The organism is Streptomyces sp. NEAU-YJ-81, assembly GCF_017592595.1.
Taxonomy (GTDB): domain Bacteria; phylum Actinomycetota; class Actinomycetes; order Streptomycetales; family Streptomycetaceae; genus Streptomyces; species Streptomyces hygroscopicus_B.
On record NZ_JAGFNO010000017.1, the window covers coordinates 131,163 to 149,691 of the forward strand.

13 protein-coding genes and 1 pseudogene are annotated in these 18,529 nt (G+C 73.2%); 6 read left to right on the forward strand and 8 right to left on the reverse strand.

Annotated features, from left to right (window positions below):
• Complete coding sequence (locus J5X86_RS30505) at nucleotides 1-735, reverse strand: peptidoglycan-binding protein (RefSeq protein ID WP_243981839.1); 735 nt, start codon at nucleotides 733-735, stop codon at nucleotides 1-3.
• A 173-nt stretch (nucleotides 736-908) separates the two neighbouring features.
• On the opposite strand from J5X86_RS30505, the gene J5X86_RS30510 reads away from it, so the two are divergent.
• On the forward strand, nucleotides 909-2,162 hold the full coding sequence (locus tag J5X86_RS30510; protein ID WP_208519919.1) for an FAD-dependent oxidoreductase: 1,254 nt from the start codon (nucleotides 909-911) through the stop codon (nucleotides 2,160-2,162).
• 61 nt (nucleotides 2,163-2,223) lie between these two features.
• Here J5X86_RS30510 and J5X86_RS30515 read toward each other — a convergent pair whose 3' ends face one another.
• Together J5X86_RS30515 and J5X86_RS30520 are read right to left on the reverse strand one after the other, a co-directional pair.
• On the reverse strand, nucleotides 2,224-3,744 hold the full coding sequence (locus J5X86_RS30515; protein ID WP_208519920.1) for an amino acid permease: 1,521 nt from the start codon (nucleotides 3,742-3,744) through the stop codon (nucleotides 2,224-2,226).
• 115 nt (nucleotides 3,745-3,859) lie between these two features.
• Nucleotides 3,860-4,867, reverse strand: a complete 1,008-nt coding sequence (locus J5X86_RS30520) for a hypothetical protein (protein WP_208519921.1) — start codon at nucleotides 4,865-4,867, stop codon at nucleotides 3,860-3,862.
• A gap of 232 nt (nucleotides 4,868-5,099) precedes the next feature.
• Here J5X86_RS30520 and J5X86_RS30525 point away from each other — a divergent pair, with 232 nt between their 5' ends.
• The 3 genes from J5X86_RS30525 to J5X86_RS30535 all read left to right on the forward strand — a co-directional run bounded on the left by J5X86_RS30525 (nucleotide 5,100) and on the right by J5X86_RS30535 (nucleotide 9,348).
• Complete coding sequence (locus tag J5X86_RS30525) at nucleotides 5,100-6,596, forward strand: FGGY family carbohydrate kinase (protein ID WP_208519922.1); 1,497 nt, start codon at nucleotides 5,100-5,102, stop codon at nucleotides 6,594-6,596.
• Nucleotides 6,597-6,670: 74 nt separating this feature from the next.
• A complete protein-coding gene (locus J5X86_RS30530; protein ID WP_208519923.1) occupies nucleotides 6,671-8,098 on the forward strand; it encodes an NAD(P)/FAD-dependent oxidoreductase in 1,428 nt (475 codons plus the stop codon).
• Nucleotides 8,095-9,348 (forward strand): NAD(P)/FAD-dependent oxidoreductase, encoded by a 1,254-nt coding sequence (locus J5X86_RS30535; RefSeq protein WP_208519924.1) that lies wholly within the window; start codon nucleotides 8,095-8,097, stop codon nucleotides 9,346-9,348. The genes J5X86_RS30530 and J5X86_RS30535 overlap by 4 nt, the downstream gene beginning before the upstream one ends.
• Nucleotides 9,349-9,374: 26 nt before the next feature.
• Here the strand turns inward: J5X86_RS30535 and J5X86_RS30540 are convergent, their stop codons facing one another.
• Complete coding sequence (locus J5X86_RS30540; protein ID WP_208519925.1) at nucleotides 9,375-9,764, reverse strand: RNA-binding S4 domain-containing protein; 390 nt, start codon at nucleotides 9,762-9,764, stop codon at nucleotides 9,375-9,377.
• A gap of 30 nt (nucleotides 9,765-9,794) precedes the next feature.
• Between J5X86_RS30540 and lpdA the strand changes: the two genes are divergently transcribed.
• Together lpdA and J5X86_RS30550 are read left to right on the forward strand one after the other, a co-directional pair.
• Entirely contained in the window at nucleotides 9,795-11,195 is a 1,401-nt protein-coding gene (gene lpdA / locus J5X86_RS30545; protein ID WP_208519926.1) for a dihydrolipoyl dehydrogenase, read from the forward strand.
• 65 nt (nucleotides 11,196-11,260) lie between these two features.
• The gene (locus tag J5X86_RS30550; protein ID WP_308124781.1) at nucleotides 11,261-13,918 is read left to right on the forward strand and encodes a SpoIIE family protein phosphatase; all 2,658 of its coding nucleotides are present in this window, start codon (nucleotides 11,261-11,263) and stop codon (nucleotides 13,916-13,918) included.
• An 82-nt stretch (nucleotides 13,919-14,000) separates the two neighbouring features.
• Here J5X86_RS30550 and J5X86_RS30555 read toward each other — a convergent pair whose 3' ends face one another.
• The 4 genes and pseudogenes from J5X86_RS30555 to J5X86_RS30570 all read right to left on the reverse strand — a co-directional run bounded on the left by J5X86_RS30555 (nucleotide 14,001) and on the right by J5X86_RS30570 (nucleotide 18,521).
• Nucleotides 14,001-14,999 carry an MBL fold metallo-hydrolase gene (locus J5X86_RS30555; protein WP_208519927.1) on the reverse strand — a complete coding sequence of 333 codons (999 nt, stop codon included), beginning with the start codon at nucleotides 14,997-14,999 and terminating at the stop codon, nucleotides 14,001-14,003.
• A 158-nt stretch (nucleotides 15,000-15,157) separates the two neighbouring features.
• Nucleotides 15,158-16,660 carry a glutamate synthase subunit beta gene (locus tag J5X86_RS30560; RefSeq protein ID WP_208519928.1) on the reverse strand — a complete coding sequence of 501 codons (1,503 nt, stop codon included), beginning with the start codon at nucleotides 16,658-16,660 and terminating at the stop codon, nucleotides 15,158-15,160.
• A 38-nt stretch (nucleotides 16,661-16,698) separates the two neighbouring features.
• Nucleotides 16,699-17,502 (reverse strand): annotated as a pseudogene (locus tag J5X86_RS30565) (NAD(P)H-dependent flavin oxidoreductase); the annotation flags it as partial.
• 26 nt (nucleotides 17,503-17,528) lie between these two features.
• Complete coding sequence (locus tag J5X86_RS30570) at nucleotides 17,529-18,521, reverse strand: patatin-like phospholipase family protein (RefSeq protein WP_208519929.1); 993 nt, start codon at nucleotides 18,519-18,521, stop codon at nucleotides 17,529-17,531.
• Between the last annotated feature and the right edge of the window lie 8 nt (nucleotides 18,522-18,529).

Below are 18,529 nucleotides of genomic sequence, written 5' to 3' on the forward strand. Positions count from 1 at the left end.
TCAGGTGCGCGACTCCAACTGCTGCCGCGTGGCGGACCCGTACACCCCGTTCGCATCGCCCCGGATCCCGTACCACACCTGGAACCGGGAGACCGCCTGGGCGAGGCTCTGGTCGTACTGCCCGTTGACCGGCCCGTCCTGATACACGTTCGGAATCCGCAGCAGACGCTTCTGGAGCTCGGTCACCTCCGGGCCGGTGGACCCGAGGGTCAGCACATCGCCCGGATCGCCCGGCGGCGGTAACGCGTCGTCCGGCGGCTGCGAGGCGGGCGCGCTCGGCGTCCCGGGCGCGGCGGAGGTCGCGGGCGCCGTCGGCGTGGCCGACGCGCCGCCCTCGGCCGCACCGGACGCCGAGTCCCGCGGCACCATCACCACCAGCGAGAGGGCGACCCCCGCGCCGAGTCCGGCCAGCACCAGCAGGGCGGCCTTGGGGTAGCGCCGCCCGGCCGGGGCGGGCGGCTCGGCCGGACGGCGCGGCTCGGCCGGTGCGTCCTGAACCGGCCAGGCGTCGGCCGCGGCCGGGCCGCCGGTCATCTCCTGGGTGTCCGCGTCCGCCATGGGCGGTGCCTCGGGCGGAAGTTCGGTGCCCGGCGGCCGGAAGAGGTCGAGCTCCTCCATCCACCCCTCGACCGGCCGCTCCGAGTCGTCGTCGTACTCCGGCGTCGCACGGAAGATCGCGGTCGGCTCGAGCACCTCGCGCCCGGCTGGTCGGTCCGGATCGGGTTCGGCTGCCATACAGACCTCCTTATGCGCCCCACACCATCACGCGGGGATACGGACGCGGGCCCGGGAGGATTCAAGCCGATCGTGATCGGGCGCACGCGCGGCGCCGGTGTGGCGTGCCGCCACGGGGTAAGCCCTCCTGAGAGGGTGCCCATGGCCTCGGGGACGTCGAAGGGAGCCGTGAGATGGAGCGGACCACATGCTGTGTGGTGGGCGGCGGGCCCGCCGGGATGGTCCTCGGACTGCTGCTGGCCCGGGCCGGGGTGGAGGTCACCGTCCTGGAGAAGCACGGGGACTTCCTGCGCGACTTCCGCGGCGACACGGTCCATCCGAGCACGCTGCGGCTCCTGGACGATCTGGGCCTCGCCGAGCGGTTCGCGGCCCTGCCGCAGCGGCATGTGCACTCCGTCCAGCTGCCCATCGGACGGGACGGCGATCTGTTCACGGTCGGCGACATCAGCTCGCTGCCGGGGAAGTACAACTACGTCGCGATGGTGCCGCAGTGGGATCTGCTCGATCTGCTGGCGGACGAGGCCAAGCGGGAGCCCACCTTCCAGTTGCGGATGAACACCGAGGTGACCTCCTTCCTCATGGAGCGCGGACGGGTCACCGGAGTGCGCTACCGCGACCGCGTCGCCGGCTCCACCGGAGAGCTGCGCGCCACCCTCACCGTGGCCTGCGACGGCCGGGGGTCGCTCGCCCGCGTCCTGCCCGAGCTGGGACTGCGGGAGTTCCCCTGCCCGATGGACGTCTGGTGGTTCCGGCTGCCACGCGAGGAGCGCGACCCGCAGGGGCTGGTGGGCAACGCCGGCGAACGCTATCTCACGGCCATGATCGACCGCGGGGACTACTGGCAGTGCGCCGCCCTGATCCCCAAGGGGGCCGACGACGCCTGGCGCGCCCAGCCCCTCGACCAGTTCCTCGCCTCGTTCGCCGAGGCCACGCCATGGATACGGCAGGGCGTGGCCGACCGCGAACCCCGCCCGCGGTCCTGGGACGAGGTCAAGCTGCTGGACGTCCGGATGGACCGGCTCCGCCGCTGGCACCGCCCCGGACTGCTGTGTATCGGGGACGCGGCCCACGCGATGTCGCCCGTGTTCGGGATCGGCATCAACCTTGCCGTCGAGGACGCGGTCGCCGCCGCCCGCCATCTGGCCGGGCCGCTGCGGAAGGGCACCGTGGGCCTCGCCGACGTACGCGCCATCCAGAACCGCCGGTGGCCGACCGCCGCCGGGACGCAGATACTGCAGCGGATCGCCCACGCACAGGTCATCGAGCCGCTGCTGCAGGGGCGTTCACCGGCCGTCGCGGGGCAGCCGCTGCGGCTGACCCAGGTGCTCACCAAGGCGCCCTGGCTGAAGCGGGGGCCCGCGTACTTCCTCGCCTACGGCGCCGGCCGCGAGCGGCCCCCGGCCGCGTCGCTGCGGCATTCCGGATGAGTCCGATCGCGCGGCACCGGGGTACGGAATCCCTCCGCACCCCGGTTCCGGACAGACACCTTCAGACGATGCCCTCGGCGATCTCCGCCTGTTCGCGCGCCGTGCCGTACGCGGAGGGCGTGTTGTACGAGCGGCGGGCCACGAACCACCAGATCGTGGCCAGCAGCAGCACCACGGCCAGGGCGATCGAGGCGTAGTTCATCGAGTCGGCCGTCACCGGACTGGACTGCGGCAGACAGAACAGCACCGTCACTACGGCCACCCACACCACCGCGATCCAGCCCACCGGTTTGCTCCAGCGGCCCAGGTGCCACGGACCCGGCTGGAACCGGTCCCCGGCGCGCAGCCGCAGGAAGATGGGGATGGCGTAGGCGGGGGTGATCCCGATGACGTTGATGGCGGTCACCGCGCCGTAGGCCGTCTCGGAGTACAGGGACGGCAGGGCCAGCACACACGCGACCGCCACCGACAGCCAGACCGCGTGCACCGGCGTCTGGGTGCGGGAGTTGACCCGCTGCCACAGCCGTGAGCCGGGCAGCGCGCCGTCCCGGCTGAAGGCGAACACCATCCGGCTGGCCGCCGCCACCTCGGCGTTCCCGCAGAACAGCTGCGCCACGATGACGATGAGCAGCATCGCGGTGGCACCGCTCGTCCCCAGGGCGTCGATCAGGATCTGCGCCGGGGGCACTCCGGTGGCGCTCTTCTGCGTACCGGCGTAGTCCTGGATGGCGAAGGTGAGCCCGGCCAGCAGCACGAACCCGGCCACCCAGGACACCCAGATGGCGCGGACGATCCCCCGGGCGGCGAAGACGGAGGCGTTGGAGGTCTCCTCGGACAGATGCGCGGAGGCGTCGTAGCCGGAGAAGGTGTACTGGGCGAGCAGCAGTCCGATCGCGGCCACGTACAGCGAATTCGACCAGCCGGTGTCATTGACGAATTCGGTGAAGACGAACTCGGGCGACTGGTGGTGGGAGGGCACGATCGCCAGCGCGCCGACGATGATGGCGACACCGGCCAGATGCCACCACACACTGACCGAGTTGAGGACGCTGACCAGCCGCACCCCGAACAGATTCAGCGCCGCGTGCAGCAGCAGAATGCAGACGAAGATGACCATGGTCGATTCCGGTGTGGGATCGAATCCCCACTGGAGGTTGAAGAGCGCCCCGGTGAACAGGGCGGCGCCGTAGTCGATTCCGGCGATGGCCCCGAGCAGCCCCAGCAGATTGAGCCAGCCGGTGTACCAGCCCCACCTCCGTCCGCCCAGCCGGTCGGCCATGTAGTACAGCGCCCCCGAGGTGGGATAGGCGCTGGTCACCTCCGCCAGGGCGAGCCCGACGCACAGGACGAAGAGCCCCACTCCGGCCCAGCCCCACATCATGACCGCGGGGCCTCCGGTGTCCAGCCCGAAGCCGTACAGCGTCATGCAGCCGGAGAGAATGGAGATGACCGAGAAACTGATGGCGAAATTGCCGAACCCGCCCATGCGGCGGGCCAGTACGGGTTGATAGCCAAGCTCACGCAGCCGCTGTTCGTCGTCCCGTTGGGGAGCGGGACCCGAACTCGACCATGCCGTGGACATGAATGTACCTCCCGAATGCTGGGGCGGGCGAGGGTGGTGGTACAGGTGGGGAAATCGGTCTGGCAGAAGGGCGGATGGGGGAGCGGTGGTCGGAAACGCCGGGGAGGACCCCGGCTCAGCCGTTGACCCCGGGTCTTGGCCCACGGGCGCCGGCCAGCGAGCGGACCCGGGCGCGAAGAAACATTTCTTCAGCTACGGCGCGGTCGCCGGGGTCGGGGGTGCGGTAGGCCCAGGGGAGCGGGGTGAAGTACGGCCCCAGCGCCTCGAAGACGCGGGCCGCGTCGGAGAATCGCAGCGCGCCCCACAGGGCGTGCGCCAGATGGTTGAGATCCAGCAGTGAACTCGTCGTGAGATCCGCGTGGTCGAACCAGCCGTGCAGCGCCTTCTGGGCGTCCCGGGTGGCGTCCTCGGTGGCCCAGTGCAGGTCGAGCGCCTTCTCGTAGCCCCGCTCCTCGCGGTACCGCTCGACGTGCACATACAGCGGCAGCACCTGCAGCGCGGACTCCCCGGGCGCGCCCGAGGACACCCACTGCACGAAGTTGACCGCCTCGGCCAGCGAACCTCCGGCCCGCCGGGCGTACACGAACTGCAGCATCCGGTGGTACGCCTCGCGGTTGTGCGGATCGCGCCGGTCGGCCTCCGCCAGCAGCCCCCAGGGCCCGGGGAACAGCAGCGGACCGGGCGGGGGCACCCGGTGCTCCTCCTGCCGCTGCTCCTTGTCCAGCTGGGCCAGGGCCAGCAGACACACCCACGGCACCGGATCCGCCGGGGAGTGGTGCGCGGCCAGCTGGCAGGACTGCCACGCCTCCCGCCACAGCTCCCGGGTGCGGGGATGTCCCTCGCGGTGTGCGCGCACCGCGCGTTCCACCCCCACCCGGGCGCCCATCACCAGCGCCGCCACGCTCTGCGGCTCCTCGGCCCGCCACGCGTCCACCACGTTGGATCCGGCGGCGGCCGTGGCCAGCACCTGGGTGCGCTGGGTCCACAGCGCCCACGTGGGAGTCTCCGCGAGCAGATTGCGCATCGATATCCAGCGTCCGGTGCGCAGATCCTGCAGCGCGATGCGCAGTCCGCCGTCATACCCCGCGGGGTGGTACACGGGGCGGAACTCTTCCTCGGGCATCGGATGACTTTCGTACGGAGCTGACGTACCGGACGCGGAGAACGAGGGGCCTGGGGGGTGGTTGCAGGGATCCTATAGTCCCGCCGCGGCGACTCGGGCACGGGGGACCACGGGCGTGCCCGGACCGGCCGTCTTGACGCCCGCCCGGTGACTGCACCAGGCTTTCCGGCAAGATCTCCGCGCACCGTCCCCGAGCCGAAGCGATCCACCAGTCCCGAGCGAAGAACCGGACATGCTGCCTGCAGAGCGTCGCCACCGCACCCCGGCCGACCCCGCGACCGGCCCGGTCCTCGCCGTCGACCAAGGCACCTCGGGCACCAAGGCGTTGGTGCTGTGTCCCGAGCGCGGGGTGATCGGCTCCGCCGAGGTCTCCGTGCGCCCCCGCTATCTGCCCGGTGGGCTGGTCGAGGTCGATCCGGCCGCGTTGCTCACCTCGGTCCTCGAGGCCGGACGCCAGGCGCTCGCGGCCGCGGGGGAGCCGGTCGTGGCGGTCGGGCTGGCCAACCAGGGCGAGACCGTGCTGGCCTGGGACCCCGTCACGGGCGACCCACTGACCGACGCGCTGGTCTGGCAGGACCGGCGGGCGCGGACGGTGTGCGAGCAGCTCGCGCCGCACGCCGAGACACTGCGCGAACTCACCGGACTGCCGCTCGATCCGTACTTCGCCGCGCCCAAGATGGCATGGATCCGGCGCCATCTGACCGGCGAGGGCGTGGTCACCACCAGCGACGCCTGGCTGATCCACCGGCTCACCGGCGCGTTCGTCACCGACGCCGCCACCGCGGGGCGCACCGGGCTGCTCGACCTCGACCGTGTCGCCTGGTCCCCCAAGGCGCTGGACCTCTACGGGCTGACCGCCGAACGGCTGCCGCGCGTCGTCGACGCCGCCGGGCCCGTCGGCACCACCACGGCCTTCGGCGGCGAGGTCCCGCTCACCGGGCTCCTCGTCGACCAGCAGGCCGCGCTGCTGGCGCAGCGGGTGACCGAGCCGGGCACCGCCAAGTGCACCTACGGCACCGGGGCCTTCCTCCTCGCCCAGACCGGCGACCGGCCCCGGCGTGGCCCTCATGGCCTGGTCTCCTGCGTGGCCTGGCGGTTCGGCGGGCGTACCAGCTACTGCCTGGACGGCCAGGTGTACACCGCCGCCTCCGCGGTGCGCTGGCTCAGCGACCTGGGGGTGATCCAAGGGCCCCAGGACCTCGACCCGGTCGGCCGGACCGTGTCCGACACCGGGGGAGTCACCTTCGTACCGGCGCTCGCCGGACTCGCGGCGCCGTGGTGGCGCGGCGACCTCAAGGGCTCGCTGACCGGGCTCGGCCTCGACACCACCGCCGGGCATCTGGTGCGCGCCCTGTGCGAGGGCATCGCCGCCCAGGTGGTGGAGATCGCCGAGGCGGCCGCCTCCGACCTGGGCGCGCCGCTGACCGTCCTGCGGGTCGACGGGGGGCTGACCCGCTCGGCGCTGCTGATGCAGACCCAGGCCGACCTGCTGCAGCGGCCGGTGGAGGTGTCGGCGCTGCCGGATGTCACGGCGCTGGGCGTGGGAGCCGCCGCGCGGCTGGGGCTCGACCCGGGCCTGACGGTCGAGGAGGCGGTCCCGGCGTGGGAGCCCGCCGCCGTCTACGAACCGCGGATCAGCGCGGAGCGGGCCGCCGAGCGCCTGGCCGGCTTCCGCTCGGCCGTGGCCGCGCTGCTGGACCAGGCGCCGACGGCCGCCGCCCACGACTGAGGACCCCGCTGAGGACATCCGCCCAGGACCGCCGCGCGCCAGGAGCCGTTCGCACCACCGAGCAAGGGACCACAATGACCGTCACGACCACGGGTGACCTCCCCGGCGAGGTCTACGACGTGGCCATCATCGGCGCCGGGGTGGTCGGCACCGCCATCGCCCGCGAACTGGCCCGCCACCGGCTGCGGATCGCCCTCGTCGAGGCGTCCGACGATGTCGGGAACGGCACCTCCAAGGCCAACACCGCGATCCTGCACACCGGTTTCGACGCCACCCCGGGCACCCTGGAGGCCCGTCTGGTGCGCGAGGGCTACCAGCGGCTGACCGCCTACGCCGCCGAGACCGGCATCCCGCTCGAACCGCTCGGCGCGCTCCTCGTCGCCTGGGACGCCGAACAGCTCGCCGCACTGCCCTCACTCGCCGAGAAGGCCGTGCGCAACGGCTACGACGAGACGAGCATCCTCGACGCGGAGGCGGTCTACGCCCGCGAACCCCATCTGGGACCGGGCGCCCTCGGCGCGCTCGAAGTCCCCGGGGAGAGCATCATCTGCCCCTGGACGACGACGCTCGCCTACGCCACCCAGGCGGTGCGCGCGGGCGTCGCCCTGCATCTGAACTGCCCGGCCGGGGCCATCACCACCGGCGCGGACCACCACGAGATCGCCACCCCGCGCGGGGTGCTGCGCACCCGTCACCTGGTCAACGCCGCGGGGCTGTACTCGGACGAGATCAACCGGCGGCTCGGCCACGATGAGTTCACCGTGACCCCGCGCCGCGGCCAGCTGATCGTCTTCGACAAGTTCGCCCGCGGCCTGGTGGACCATATCCTGCTGCCGGTGCCCACCGCGCTCGGCAAGGGCGTGCTGGTGGCGCCGACCGTGTACGGCAATGTGATGCTCGGCCCCACCGCCGAGGACCTCGGCGACAAGACCGCCACCGGATCGTCGGCGGACGGACTGGCCTCGCTCCGGGAGAAGGGCGCGCGGATCATGCCGGAGCTGCTGGCGGAGGAGGTCACCGCGGTCTACGCCGGGCTGCGCGCCGCCACCGAGCACGGCGACTTCCAGATCCACGCCGACCCCGGCCGGCGGTATGTCGCCGTGGGCGGCATCCGTTCCACCGGACTCACCGCCTCGATGGCGATCGCCGCACATGTGGCGGAGCTTCTCACCGAGTGCGGTCTCGACCCCGGGCCCGAGCGGGAGATCGAGCCCGTGCGGATGCCCACCATCGGCGAGGCGTTCCCGCGCCCCTACCAGCGCGCCGATCTCATCGCCGCCGACCCCGCGTACGGCACCGTGGTCTGCCACTGCGAACGCGTCACCCGGGGCGAGATCCGCGACGCGCTGACCGCCACCGTGCCACCGGGCTCGCTCGACGGCCTCCGGCGCCGCACCCGGGCCCTCGGCGGGCGCTGCCAGGGATTCTTCTGCGGCGCCGCGGTGCGCGCCCAGTTCGACGCGGCCACCGCGGCCCAGGACCGGACGGAGGCCCGGCGATGACCCCCACCGACCGTACCCACCGCACCGTCGACGTGCTGGTCATCGGGGCCGGACCGGCCGGACTCGCACTCGCCGCGCGGCTGGCCGCCGCCGGGGTGGACCGGGTCGAGGTCCTCGACCGCGAACAGCACGCGGGCGGCATTCCCCGCCACTGCCACCACACCGGGTTCGGACTGCGCGATCTGCGCCGGGTGATGACCGGCCCCGACTACGCCCGCCACCACATCGCCGCCGCCATCCGCGCCGGAGCGGTGCTGCGCACCTCGGTCACGGCCACGGGCTGGGCGGCGCCGAGGACCGTGGACATCACCGGCCCGACGGGCCTGGAGCGGATCACCGCGACGGCCGTCGTCCTGGCCACCGGCGCCCGGGAACGCCCCCGCAGCGCCCGGCTGGTGCCCGGCACCCGGCCGGCGGGTGTCCTCACCACCGGACAGCTGCAGCAGGCCGTCCATCTGCACCATCAGAACGTCGGCCGACGCGCCGTCATCGTCGGCGCGGAACGCGTCAGCTACTCCGCGGTGGCCACCCTGCGCCGGGCCGGGGCCGAGGTCGCCGCCATGGTCACCGACCAGCCCCGCCACCAGACCCACCCGGCGCGCCATCTCGGCACCCGGCTGCGTTATGGCTTTCCGCTGGTCACCGACGCCACCGTGGCCGAACTGACCGGCCAGGGGCGGCTGGAGAGCGTGCGGCTGCGGCACCGGGACGGCAGGACGGCGGCCGTCGTCTGCGACACCGTCGTGTTCACCGGCGACTGGATCCCCGACCACGAACTGGCCAGAAGCGCCGGGATCGCCCTCGACCCCGGCACCCGGGGCCCCGCGGCCGACGCCGAGTTCCGCACCGGCGAACCCGGGGTCTTCGCCGTGGGCAATCTGCTGCACCCCGTCGAGACCGCCGATATCGCCGCCCTCGACGGCCGGTTGGCCGCCGGGCCCGTACTGCGCCATCTCGCCGGCCGGCCGTGGACCCCGGGTGCGCTGCCCGTGCGGGTCGAGGCGCCGCTGCTGTGGGTCTCACCCAACCGGATCGCCCCGGACGGGCCCCGCCCGCCGCGCGGCCGGTTCACCCTGCGCACCACGCGGTTCCTGACCCGGCCGGTGCTCACCGTCTGCCAGGACGGCCGGACGCTGCACCGCGGGCGCCTTCCCCGCACGGTGGCGCCGGGCCGCCCGTTTTACGTGCCCGCCGACTGGATCGCCGGGGCCGACGCACACGGCGGCCCCGTAAGGATCTCGGTGGACTGACCGGATCTCGGTGGACCGACCGGCTCTCAGCCGATGTCGCCGGGCGTACCGCGCAGCCGCTCCATCTCGCGCCGGTCGCGCTTGGTGGGGCGGCCCGTCCCGCGGTCGCGCAGCCCGATCGGCACGGCGTGCTCGCGCGGCGGCGGAGGCGGGCTGTTGTCGACGAAGCACTCCGCGGCCACCGGCGCGCCGACCCGCTTGCGCACGATGCGCGAGACGACCACGACCCGGTCGCGCCCCGCATGGCGCAGCCGCACCTCGTCTCCGGGCCGCACCGCGTGCGCGGGCTTGACGCGCTCGCCGTTGACCCGGACATGCCCCGCGCGGCAGGCCGAGGACGCCATGGAACGCGTCTTGGTCAGCCGCACGGACCAGATCCAGCTGTCCACCCGTACGGACCCCTCGTCTGAAGCCATACCCCGACTCTAATGTCTAAGGTGCGACGCATGAGCGCACATTTCGACGTGGTGGTTCTGGGAGCCGGCCCGGGTGGCTATGTCGCCGCGATCCGCGCCGCCCAGCTGGGCCTGACCACGGCCGTCGTCGAGGAACGCTACTGGGGCGGCGTCTGCCTGAACGTGGGCTGCATCCCGTCCAAGGCCCTGCTGCGCAACGCCGAGCTGGCCCATCTGTTCATCCATGAGGCCGAGAACTTCGGCATCCGGGTGAACGGCGATGTGACCGTGGACTACCGCGAAGCGTTCGAGCGCAGCCGCAAGGTGGCCGACGGACGGGTCAAGGGCGTCCACTATCTGATGAAGAAGAACAAGATCACCAAGTACGAGGGACGGGGCACCTTCACCGGACCCCACGAACTGCGGGTCACCCTCACCGGCGGTGACACGGAGACGGTCACCTTCGACCACTGCGTCATCGCCACGGGCTCGCTCACCAATCTGCTGCCCGGCACCTCCCTCAGCGAGCGGGTGGTGACCTACGAGGAGCAGATCCTCGCCCCCACCCTGCCCGGCAGCGTCCTGATCGCGGGCGCGGGCGCCATCGGCGTGGAGTTCGCGTACATCATGCACAGCTACGGGGTGCAGGTGACGCTGGTGGAGTTCATGGACCGGATCGTGCCCCTGGAGGACGAGGAGGTCTCCGCCGAGCTCACCCGCCGCTTCCGCCGGCTCGGCATGAACATCCTGACCTCCACCCGGGTGGAGGCGATCAACGACGCGGGCCCCGCGGTCAAGGTCATGGTGACCACGGGCGGCCAGCGGCAGACCCTGCAGGCCGCCCGGGTGCTGCAGGCCATCGGATTCCGGCCGCGGGTGGACGGATACGGGCTGGAGCACACCGGCGTCCGGCTGACCGAGCGGGGTGCCATCGACGTGGACGGCCTCTGCCGCACCAATGTGCCGCACATCTTCGCCATCGGCGATGTCACCGCCAAGCTGATGCTGGCGCACGCCGCCGAGGCCATGGGCATCGTCGCGGCGGAGACCATCGCCGGGGCCGAGACCATGGAGCTCGACTACGTGATGATCCCGCGCGCCACCTTCTGCCAGCCGCAGATCGCCAGCTTCGGCTGGACCGAGGCCCAGGCGCGGGAGCGCGGCTTCGACGTCCGGGTGGCGAAGTTCCCGTTCACCGCCAACGGGAAGGCCCAGGGCCTCGGCGACCCGGTCGGCTTCGTGAAGCTCATCAGCGACGGCCGCCACGGCGAGCTGCTGGGCGGCCATCTCATCGGCCCCGAGGTCACCGAGCTGCTGCCCGAGCTCACCCTCGCCCAGCAGTGGGATCTGACCGTGCACGAGGTGGCCCGCAACATCCACGCCCATCCGACCCTCAGCGAGGCGGTGAAGGAGGCCGTCCACGGGCTCGCCGGACACATGATCAATCTGTGACCGCCGATGCCCCGCCCCGGCCGCCACCGGGTGTGCGACCCGGGGATATGCGCTAGACAGAGCATGTGAAGGTGCGCTCGGCGCTGGGCTCGCGCAGTGTCGGCGGGCAGGTGTGCGCCCTGATGCTGATCATCGTGACGCTCCTGGTGCTCGCCGCGGGTGCCACGCTGTCCCTCCAGGCCCGCAGCAGCGGGGACAGCCAGGCCCGGGTCAGTGCCCTGACCGTCGCGCGGACCGTCGCCCTCGCCCCCGGCGTCCAGCGGGCGCTGGAGTCCCGCCACCCCTCCACAACCCTCCAGCCCTTCGTCGAGAAGGTACGGAGCCGGACCGACGTCGACTACATCGTGGTGACCTCCCCTCGGGGCATCCGCTGGACCCATCCCGATCCGAAGCTGCTCGGCAAGCACATCGACCGCAGCCTCTATCCAGCCACGGCGGGCCGGACCTTCACCGACAAGGTCCCGGGCATCACCCGCTCGGCCCCCTCGATCCGTGCCGCCGTGCCGGTCACCGACGCCCGGGGCCGGGTGATCGGCATCGTCAATGCCGGGGTCTCCATCCCCTCCGTGGCCCGGACGGTCGGCCGCCAACTGCCGGTGATCTACGGCTCCACGGCGCTCGCCCTCGTCCTGGGCGGGGGTGGTGCGGCACTCGTGGCCCGGCGGCTGCGGCGCCAGACCCACCGGCTCGACCCCGCCGAGATCACCAGGATGTACGAACACCACGACGCCGTGCTGCGCAGCGTCAAGGAGGGGGTGCTGATCGTCGACGACGAGGGGCGGCTGCTGCTCGCCAACGACGAGGCGCTGCATCTGCTGGGCCTCACGCCCGACGCGCACGGACGGCAGATCACCGACGCCGGCCTGCCCTCGGAGCTCGCCGGGCTGCTCGCTTCCGGCCGTGCGGCCACCGACGCGGTGTATCAGGTCGGGGACCGGCTGCTGGCGGTCAACCAGCGCCCGGCGGAGCGGGACGGAGCGCCCTGGGGCAGCGTCGCCACCCTTCGGGACACCACCGAGCTGCGCGCCCTGACGGACAAGGCCGACCTGGCCTACGCACGCCTTCAGTTGCTCTACGAGGCCGGTGTCCGCGTGGGCAGCAGCCTCGACATGGAAGGGACCGCCCAGGAACTGGCCCGGGTCGCCGTGCCGCGCTTCGCCGACTACGCCACCGTCGATCTGCACGAGGCCGTACTGCGCGGCGGGGAGCCGGGCGACCAGGATTCGTCGTTGCGCCGGGCCGCCTTCAGCGGCATCCGGCAGGACGCCCCGCTGCGCCGTGTCGGCGAGCACGTCTCCGCCTTCCCCGTCACCCAGCGGGCCGGCGGCACCGGCCAGGCGCGCGTGTTCGCCGTGGAGCGGCTGCCGTCCGACCCCGACTGGACGCCGCAGGACCCGGAGCGGGTGGGATGGCTGGTGGCCTACGGCATCCGCTCGCTGCTGACCGTGCCGCTCAGCGGGCGCGGCGTCCGGCTGGGCCAGGTCGCGTTCTGGCGCTCGGGGGACGCCCCGCCGTTCGACGAGGAGGACCGGTCCTTCGCCGAGGAGCTGGCCGGCCAGGCGGCCGTCGCCATCGACAACGCCCGCCGCTACGCGCGCGAGCACGCCACCACCCTGGCCCTCCAGGAGAGCCTGCTGCCACGCGGCCGCCCCGAACAGCAGGCCGTCGTCGCCGCCCAGCGCTATCTGCCCGCCCCCGGCGGGGTGCGAGGCGACTGGTTCGACGTCATCCCCCTGTCGGGGGCCCGGGTCGCCCTCGTCGTCGGCGATGTCGTCGGCCACGGACTGCACGCCGCCGCGACCATGGGCCGGCTGCGCACCGCCGTGCTCAACTTCTCCGTCGTGGACCTTCCGCCCGACGAGCTGCTGGCCCGGCTCGATGACGTGGTCGACCGGGTCGACCGGGAGGAGACGGCCGTGAACGGCGGCGTCGGGGCGGCGGGGGCCACCTGTCTGTACGCGGTCTACGACCCGGCCTCCCGGCACTGCACCCTGGCGCGGGCCGGTCATCCGCCCCCGGCCCTGGTCCACCCCGACGGCTCCGTGACCTTCCTCGACCTGCCCGCAGGACCGCCGCTGGGACTCGGCGGCCGGCTCTACGAGGCGACCGAGACCGAGCTGCCCGAGGGCAGCCGCCTCGTCCTCTACACCGACGGACTCGTCCGGGACCGCGACCGGGACCTCGTGACCGGGCTCGACCAGCTGCGTGACGCCCTCGCCGATGCCGACCCCGATCCGGAGCGGGCCTGCGACGCCGTGATGGCCGCCCTGCTGTCGCCGCGCCGCACCGACGACGTCTGCCTGCTCATCGCCCGTACCACCGCGCTGGACGAGCGCCGGGTGGCCTCCTGGGAGCTGCCGCCGGACCCGGAGGTCGTGGCCCGGATGCGGGCGGCCGTCGCCCGCACCCTGGCCGACTGGAACCTGGAGGAGGCCGCCTTCACCACCGAGCTGGTGGTCAGCGAGCTGCTCGGCAACGCCATCCGGCACGCCGTCGGCCCCGTGCGGCTGCGTCTGATGCGCAACCGGGCGCTGATCTGCGAGGTCGCCGACGGCAGCACCACCGCACCGCATCTGCGCCGGGCGGCCATCACCGACGAAGGCGGACGCGGGCTGTTCCTCGTCGCCCAGATGGTCCAGCGCTGGGGCACCCGCTACACCAGGAACGGCAAGATCATCTGGACCGAGCAGGATCTCCCGGCCGCGGAACGCGCCCCGCGGTGACACCGGCGACGTACGGACCGCCGTCGACCGGCCCCGGCCGCCGTCCGCGGCCCCCGTCACCCGCGTTCCGCCGCGGATGCCGTCAGGCCGAGGCCGTCGGCGCGCCCTCGCGCCGCTCCCACGCCACCTGGGCGAGGTCGGCCATGGTGGCCACGAGATCCGCCGCCTCGTCCGTGCCGTTCAGATGCCGGTACTCCGAGCCCACCGTGATCACCAGCCGCTCGGGCAGGCCCAGCGCCGGATAGGTGTTCTCGGCGATGAGGGCGCGGGCGGCCTCCAGGGCCGGTACCCCTGCCGTGTGCAGCTGCCGGGTGCGGTCCCGCAGATGCTCCAGATAGCCGATGTGGCCGCGGACCCCCTCCCGGTCGAGGACCGGCCCGTGGCCGGGGACGATCACCTCGGCCCCGGTCGCGAGCACCCGCTCGCAGGCGGAGATCACATTGTCCAGGGGGCCCGCCCAGTGCACCGCGTGGTCGCCGGGGTCCTGGGGACCGGAGGCGAAGATGACATCGCCGGTGAACGCCACCTTCTGCCGCGGCAGATACGCCACCAGATCGCCCGCGGTGTGCGCGGACGGCAGACTGAACAGCCGCACCGGCACCTGGCCCACCCGCAGGTCGAGTTCGCCCACGAAGGTGAGCGTCGGCTCGACCACCTCGGTGCCCGACCAGTCGAACCGCCCGAAGTGCCGCTGGAGATACCAGCCGAGCGGGGTCGCCGGATCGCTGCCGTGCACCAGGGCGTGCAGCTGCTGCGGCGAGGGCTCGTACTCGATATGGCCGAGCGCCTCGCGGGTGGCGACGATCTCCGCGTCCGGTACGACCTCCGCGCCCCACAGGTGGTCGCCGTTGGCATGGGTGACGATCACCCGCTCGATCCGGGCCCCGCCGGGCAGCAGGGCCCGGCTGCGTTCCAGGAAGTCACCGGCCATCCGCCGGTCGTAGGGGGTGTCGACCCAGGCGGCGGCGCCGTCGGGCGAGACGATCAGACCGCAGTTGGCCAGACCCCATCCGGCGCTCGGGGTGGGGGACCAGATGTGCACACCGTCGGCCACGGTGAGGAGGGGCGATTGCGAGATCATGGACGCACACTATTCCCGCGCCGCGCACCCGCGGCAGGCGGCCCGCCCTCCGCGCGCCGGTGGCCGGGCGCGTCGGGCTCCAGGTGCTGGGGTCTGTGTGCGCAGGTGTCCGGCCACCGGTGTCGGCCACCTGCGTCGGCCATCGGAGCGCCGCCCCGTCAGGCCGTCATGGGGCGGTCGGCCGCCCCGACCGGCGCCGGGAGTGTCGTGGAGCCCGCGAGATAGCGGTCCACGGCGGCCGCGGCGGAGCGGCCCTCGGCGATCGCCCAGACGATCAGCGACTGGCCACGGCCCGCGTCGCCCGCCACGAACACCCCGTCCGCGCCGGTGGCGAAGGACGCGTCGCGTGCGACGGTGCCGCACTCGTCGAGCTCAAGACCGAGCTGGTCGAACAGCCCGCTGTCCGGCTCCGGGCCACGGAAGCCGAGGGCCAGCAGCACCAGATCCGCCCGGAGCACCCGCTCCGCGTCCGGCCCGGGCTGCCCGTCGGCCCGGGCCCCGATCAGGCGCAGCGCCCGGACGCCGCCGTGCGGCCGCTCCGCGTCCGGTGCCGTCCCCTCGAAGCGGACGGTGGTCGCGGAGAAGACCCGCGCGTCCACGTCCGCCTCCGGAGAGGCCGCCAGCTCCCGCGCCTCCTCATGGGCGGCGGACATCCGGTAGATCTTGGGGTAGGTGGGCCAGGGCTCGCCGTCGGCCCGTTCGTCGCCGGGCCGGGGGTGGATGTCCAGCTGGGTCACGGAGGCGGCGCCCTGCCGCAGCACGGTACCCAGGCAGTCCGCGCCGGTGTCCCCGCCGCCGACGATGACCACATGCTTGCCCTCGGCGGTGATCGGCGCCCGGGCGTAGTCGCCCTCGCGTACCCGGTTGGCCATCGGCAGATACTCCATCGCCTGATGGATCCCGGCCAACTCCCTTCCTGGTACGGGGAGTTCGCGACAGGCCCGGGCGCCCACCGCTATCACGAGCGCGTCGTAGCGCGACCTGAGCTCGGCGGCGTCCAGATCGGTGCCGACGTCCACGCCGGAACGGAACTTGGTGCCCTCCGCCCGCATCTGCCCCAGCCGCCGGTCCAGATGGCGCTTCTCCATCTTGAACTCGGGGATGCCGTAGCGGAGCAGCCCGCCCACCCGGTCGTCGCGCTCGTACACCGCCACGGTGTGTCCCGCGCGGGTGAGCTGCTGGGCCGCGGCCAGGCCCGCGGGCCCCGAGCCGATGACGGCGACGGTCCGGCCGGACAGCCGCTCCGGTGGCTTGGGGGTCACATATCCGCTCTCCCAGGCCCGGTCGGCGATGGCCACCTCGACGTTCTTGATGGTGACCGCCGGCTGGTTGATGGCCAGCACACAGGCGCTCTCGCACGGCGCCGGGCAGAGCCGGCCGGTGAACTCGGGAAAGTTGTTGGTCGCGTGCAGCCGCTCGCTCGCGCGCAGCCAGTCGTCACGGGAGACCAGGTCGTTCCACTCCGGGATGAGGTTCCCCAGCGGGCAGCCGTCGTGGCAGAACGGGATGCCGCAGTCCATGCAGCGGTCCGCCTGGGCGTTGATGATCGGCAGCAGGGCGCCGGGCGCCTGGACCTCGTTCCAGTCCCGCACCCGCTCGTCCACCGGACGGCGGGGCGGAAGACGACGGGGTGTGGTGAGGAAGCCCTTGGGATCGGCCATGATGACCTCCCACTACCCGTGTCATGGTCTGGCCGCTTTCACCCCACTGTACGACCGCCGGTCAGCCGGGCCGGGGTCGTGGCGGCCTCGGCCATGATCCGGTCCACCAGATCCGCGCAGCAGGGCAGATCCCCGATCACCCCGGCCACCTGTCCGGAGGCCATCACCTCCGTGTCGGTGCGGCCGTCGACCATCGACGCCTTGAGCAGCGTCGGGGTGGTGGCGGCCAGCAGGACCTGGCTCGAGGTGAGGTCTTTGCCGTGCCGCATGGCCGGCCCGTCGCGCACCATCCGCGGCCGGCTCAGCCCGGCCGGCCGCCGGAAGGCGGCGGCATGGCGCACGGCGCGCAGCAGCGCGGCGGTGCGGCAGTGCGGCCGGAGCGCTCCAGGGAGTCGACCAGTTCGCTACGGAGCATCCGGTGCGGGAGCCCGTCCACCGCCGTGGTGACGGTGACATCGGTGACCGCCGCCGGCAGATAGCGCGCCTTCACGGCGTCCGGGACCGTGCTGTCGGAGGTGAGCGCAAACCGGGTGCCCATCGCGATCCCCGCCGCCCCGTAGGCGAGCGCGGCCGCCGGCCCCCGTCCGTCGTGGAAGCCGCCCGCGGCCACGACCGGGATGTCCACCGCGTCCACGACCTGGGGGAGCAGCACGGTGGTGGCCGCCGCCCTCGGCGCCCTGCACCAGCACCGCGTCCGCGCCCCAGCCCGCGACCTTCTCCGCATGGCGCCGGGCGCCCACGGAGGGGATGACCACCACGCCCGCGTCCTTCAGCCGGTCGATCAGCTCACGCCTGGGGGCCGGCGCGAACGAGGCGACCCGCACCCCCTCCTCGACGATGATGAGCCGGGGGAGGCCCGCCACCCTGCTCAGGAGCGGGCCGCCGGGGCGAACTGGGCCGTGATGGCCCGGCGGCCCGCCTCGAGAGCCTCCTCCAGCAGAGCGCTGTCCGTTTCCAGGCGGCTGATGGACGGTGCCGCGGCATCGGGGCGGACGGACAGCACCGCGGGGTCCGTGGGCGCTTCGGCGGTGTCGGTGTCGTAGGCGGCCAGCAGCCGGTCGTCGTCGGCGAGCCGGGCGGGCCGGTTCAGGAAGGCGGCGCGGAACTGAGGGGTGTACTGGCGGAAGGCCACCGCGGCGACGAGCCGGGAGCCCACCGACGGGGTGGCGCGGAGCGCGGGGGCCGCGGCCGGCGGTCTGCTGCGGAGGACGAGGACGTGGGTCGCGCCGTCCCGCAGTGCCTGGCGGAACGGGATCGACTCGGCCAGTCCGGCGTCGTAGAAGCGGCGCCCGCCGAGGGTGACGGGGCCTCCCGCCAGCACCGGCAGCGCGGCGCTCGCCCGCAGTGCGAGGCGGAGGGCGACCTCGTCCGTCAACTCCTCGTGCAGATCCGCCGGTTGGCCGGTTTCGAGATCCGTGGCCAGTGGGTGCAGTGAGATGGGCGCGGCGAGCACCGAGGCGTAGTCGAGCGGGAATTGACGGATGTAGACCTCTTCGATCAGGGTCTCGATATCGACCATGGGGCGCCCGCGCAGCAGATTGCGCTTGCGGATGAGCGCACTGGCGAAACGGGGGTCGGCCCAGCCGTGCAGGCCCTCCGGTCGCGAACTGACCAGCCAGGCCGCCGAGATGGCCCCCGCCGAGGCCCCGTACACCGCGTCGAACGCGTTCAGCAGCCCCAGCTCGTGCAGGGCCAGCGCCATACCGGCCGACACTGTGCCGCGCATCCCGCCACCCTCGATCGCCAGCACCACCCGGTATCCGTCCGTACGTGCCCCGGGCAGGCTGCCGGCCTCCGTCCGGTCGGCGAGTACCTTCATCAGCCGGTGGCGGTCGAGGCCGCGCTGGGACTGCTCCGTCACTTCTCCTC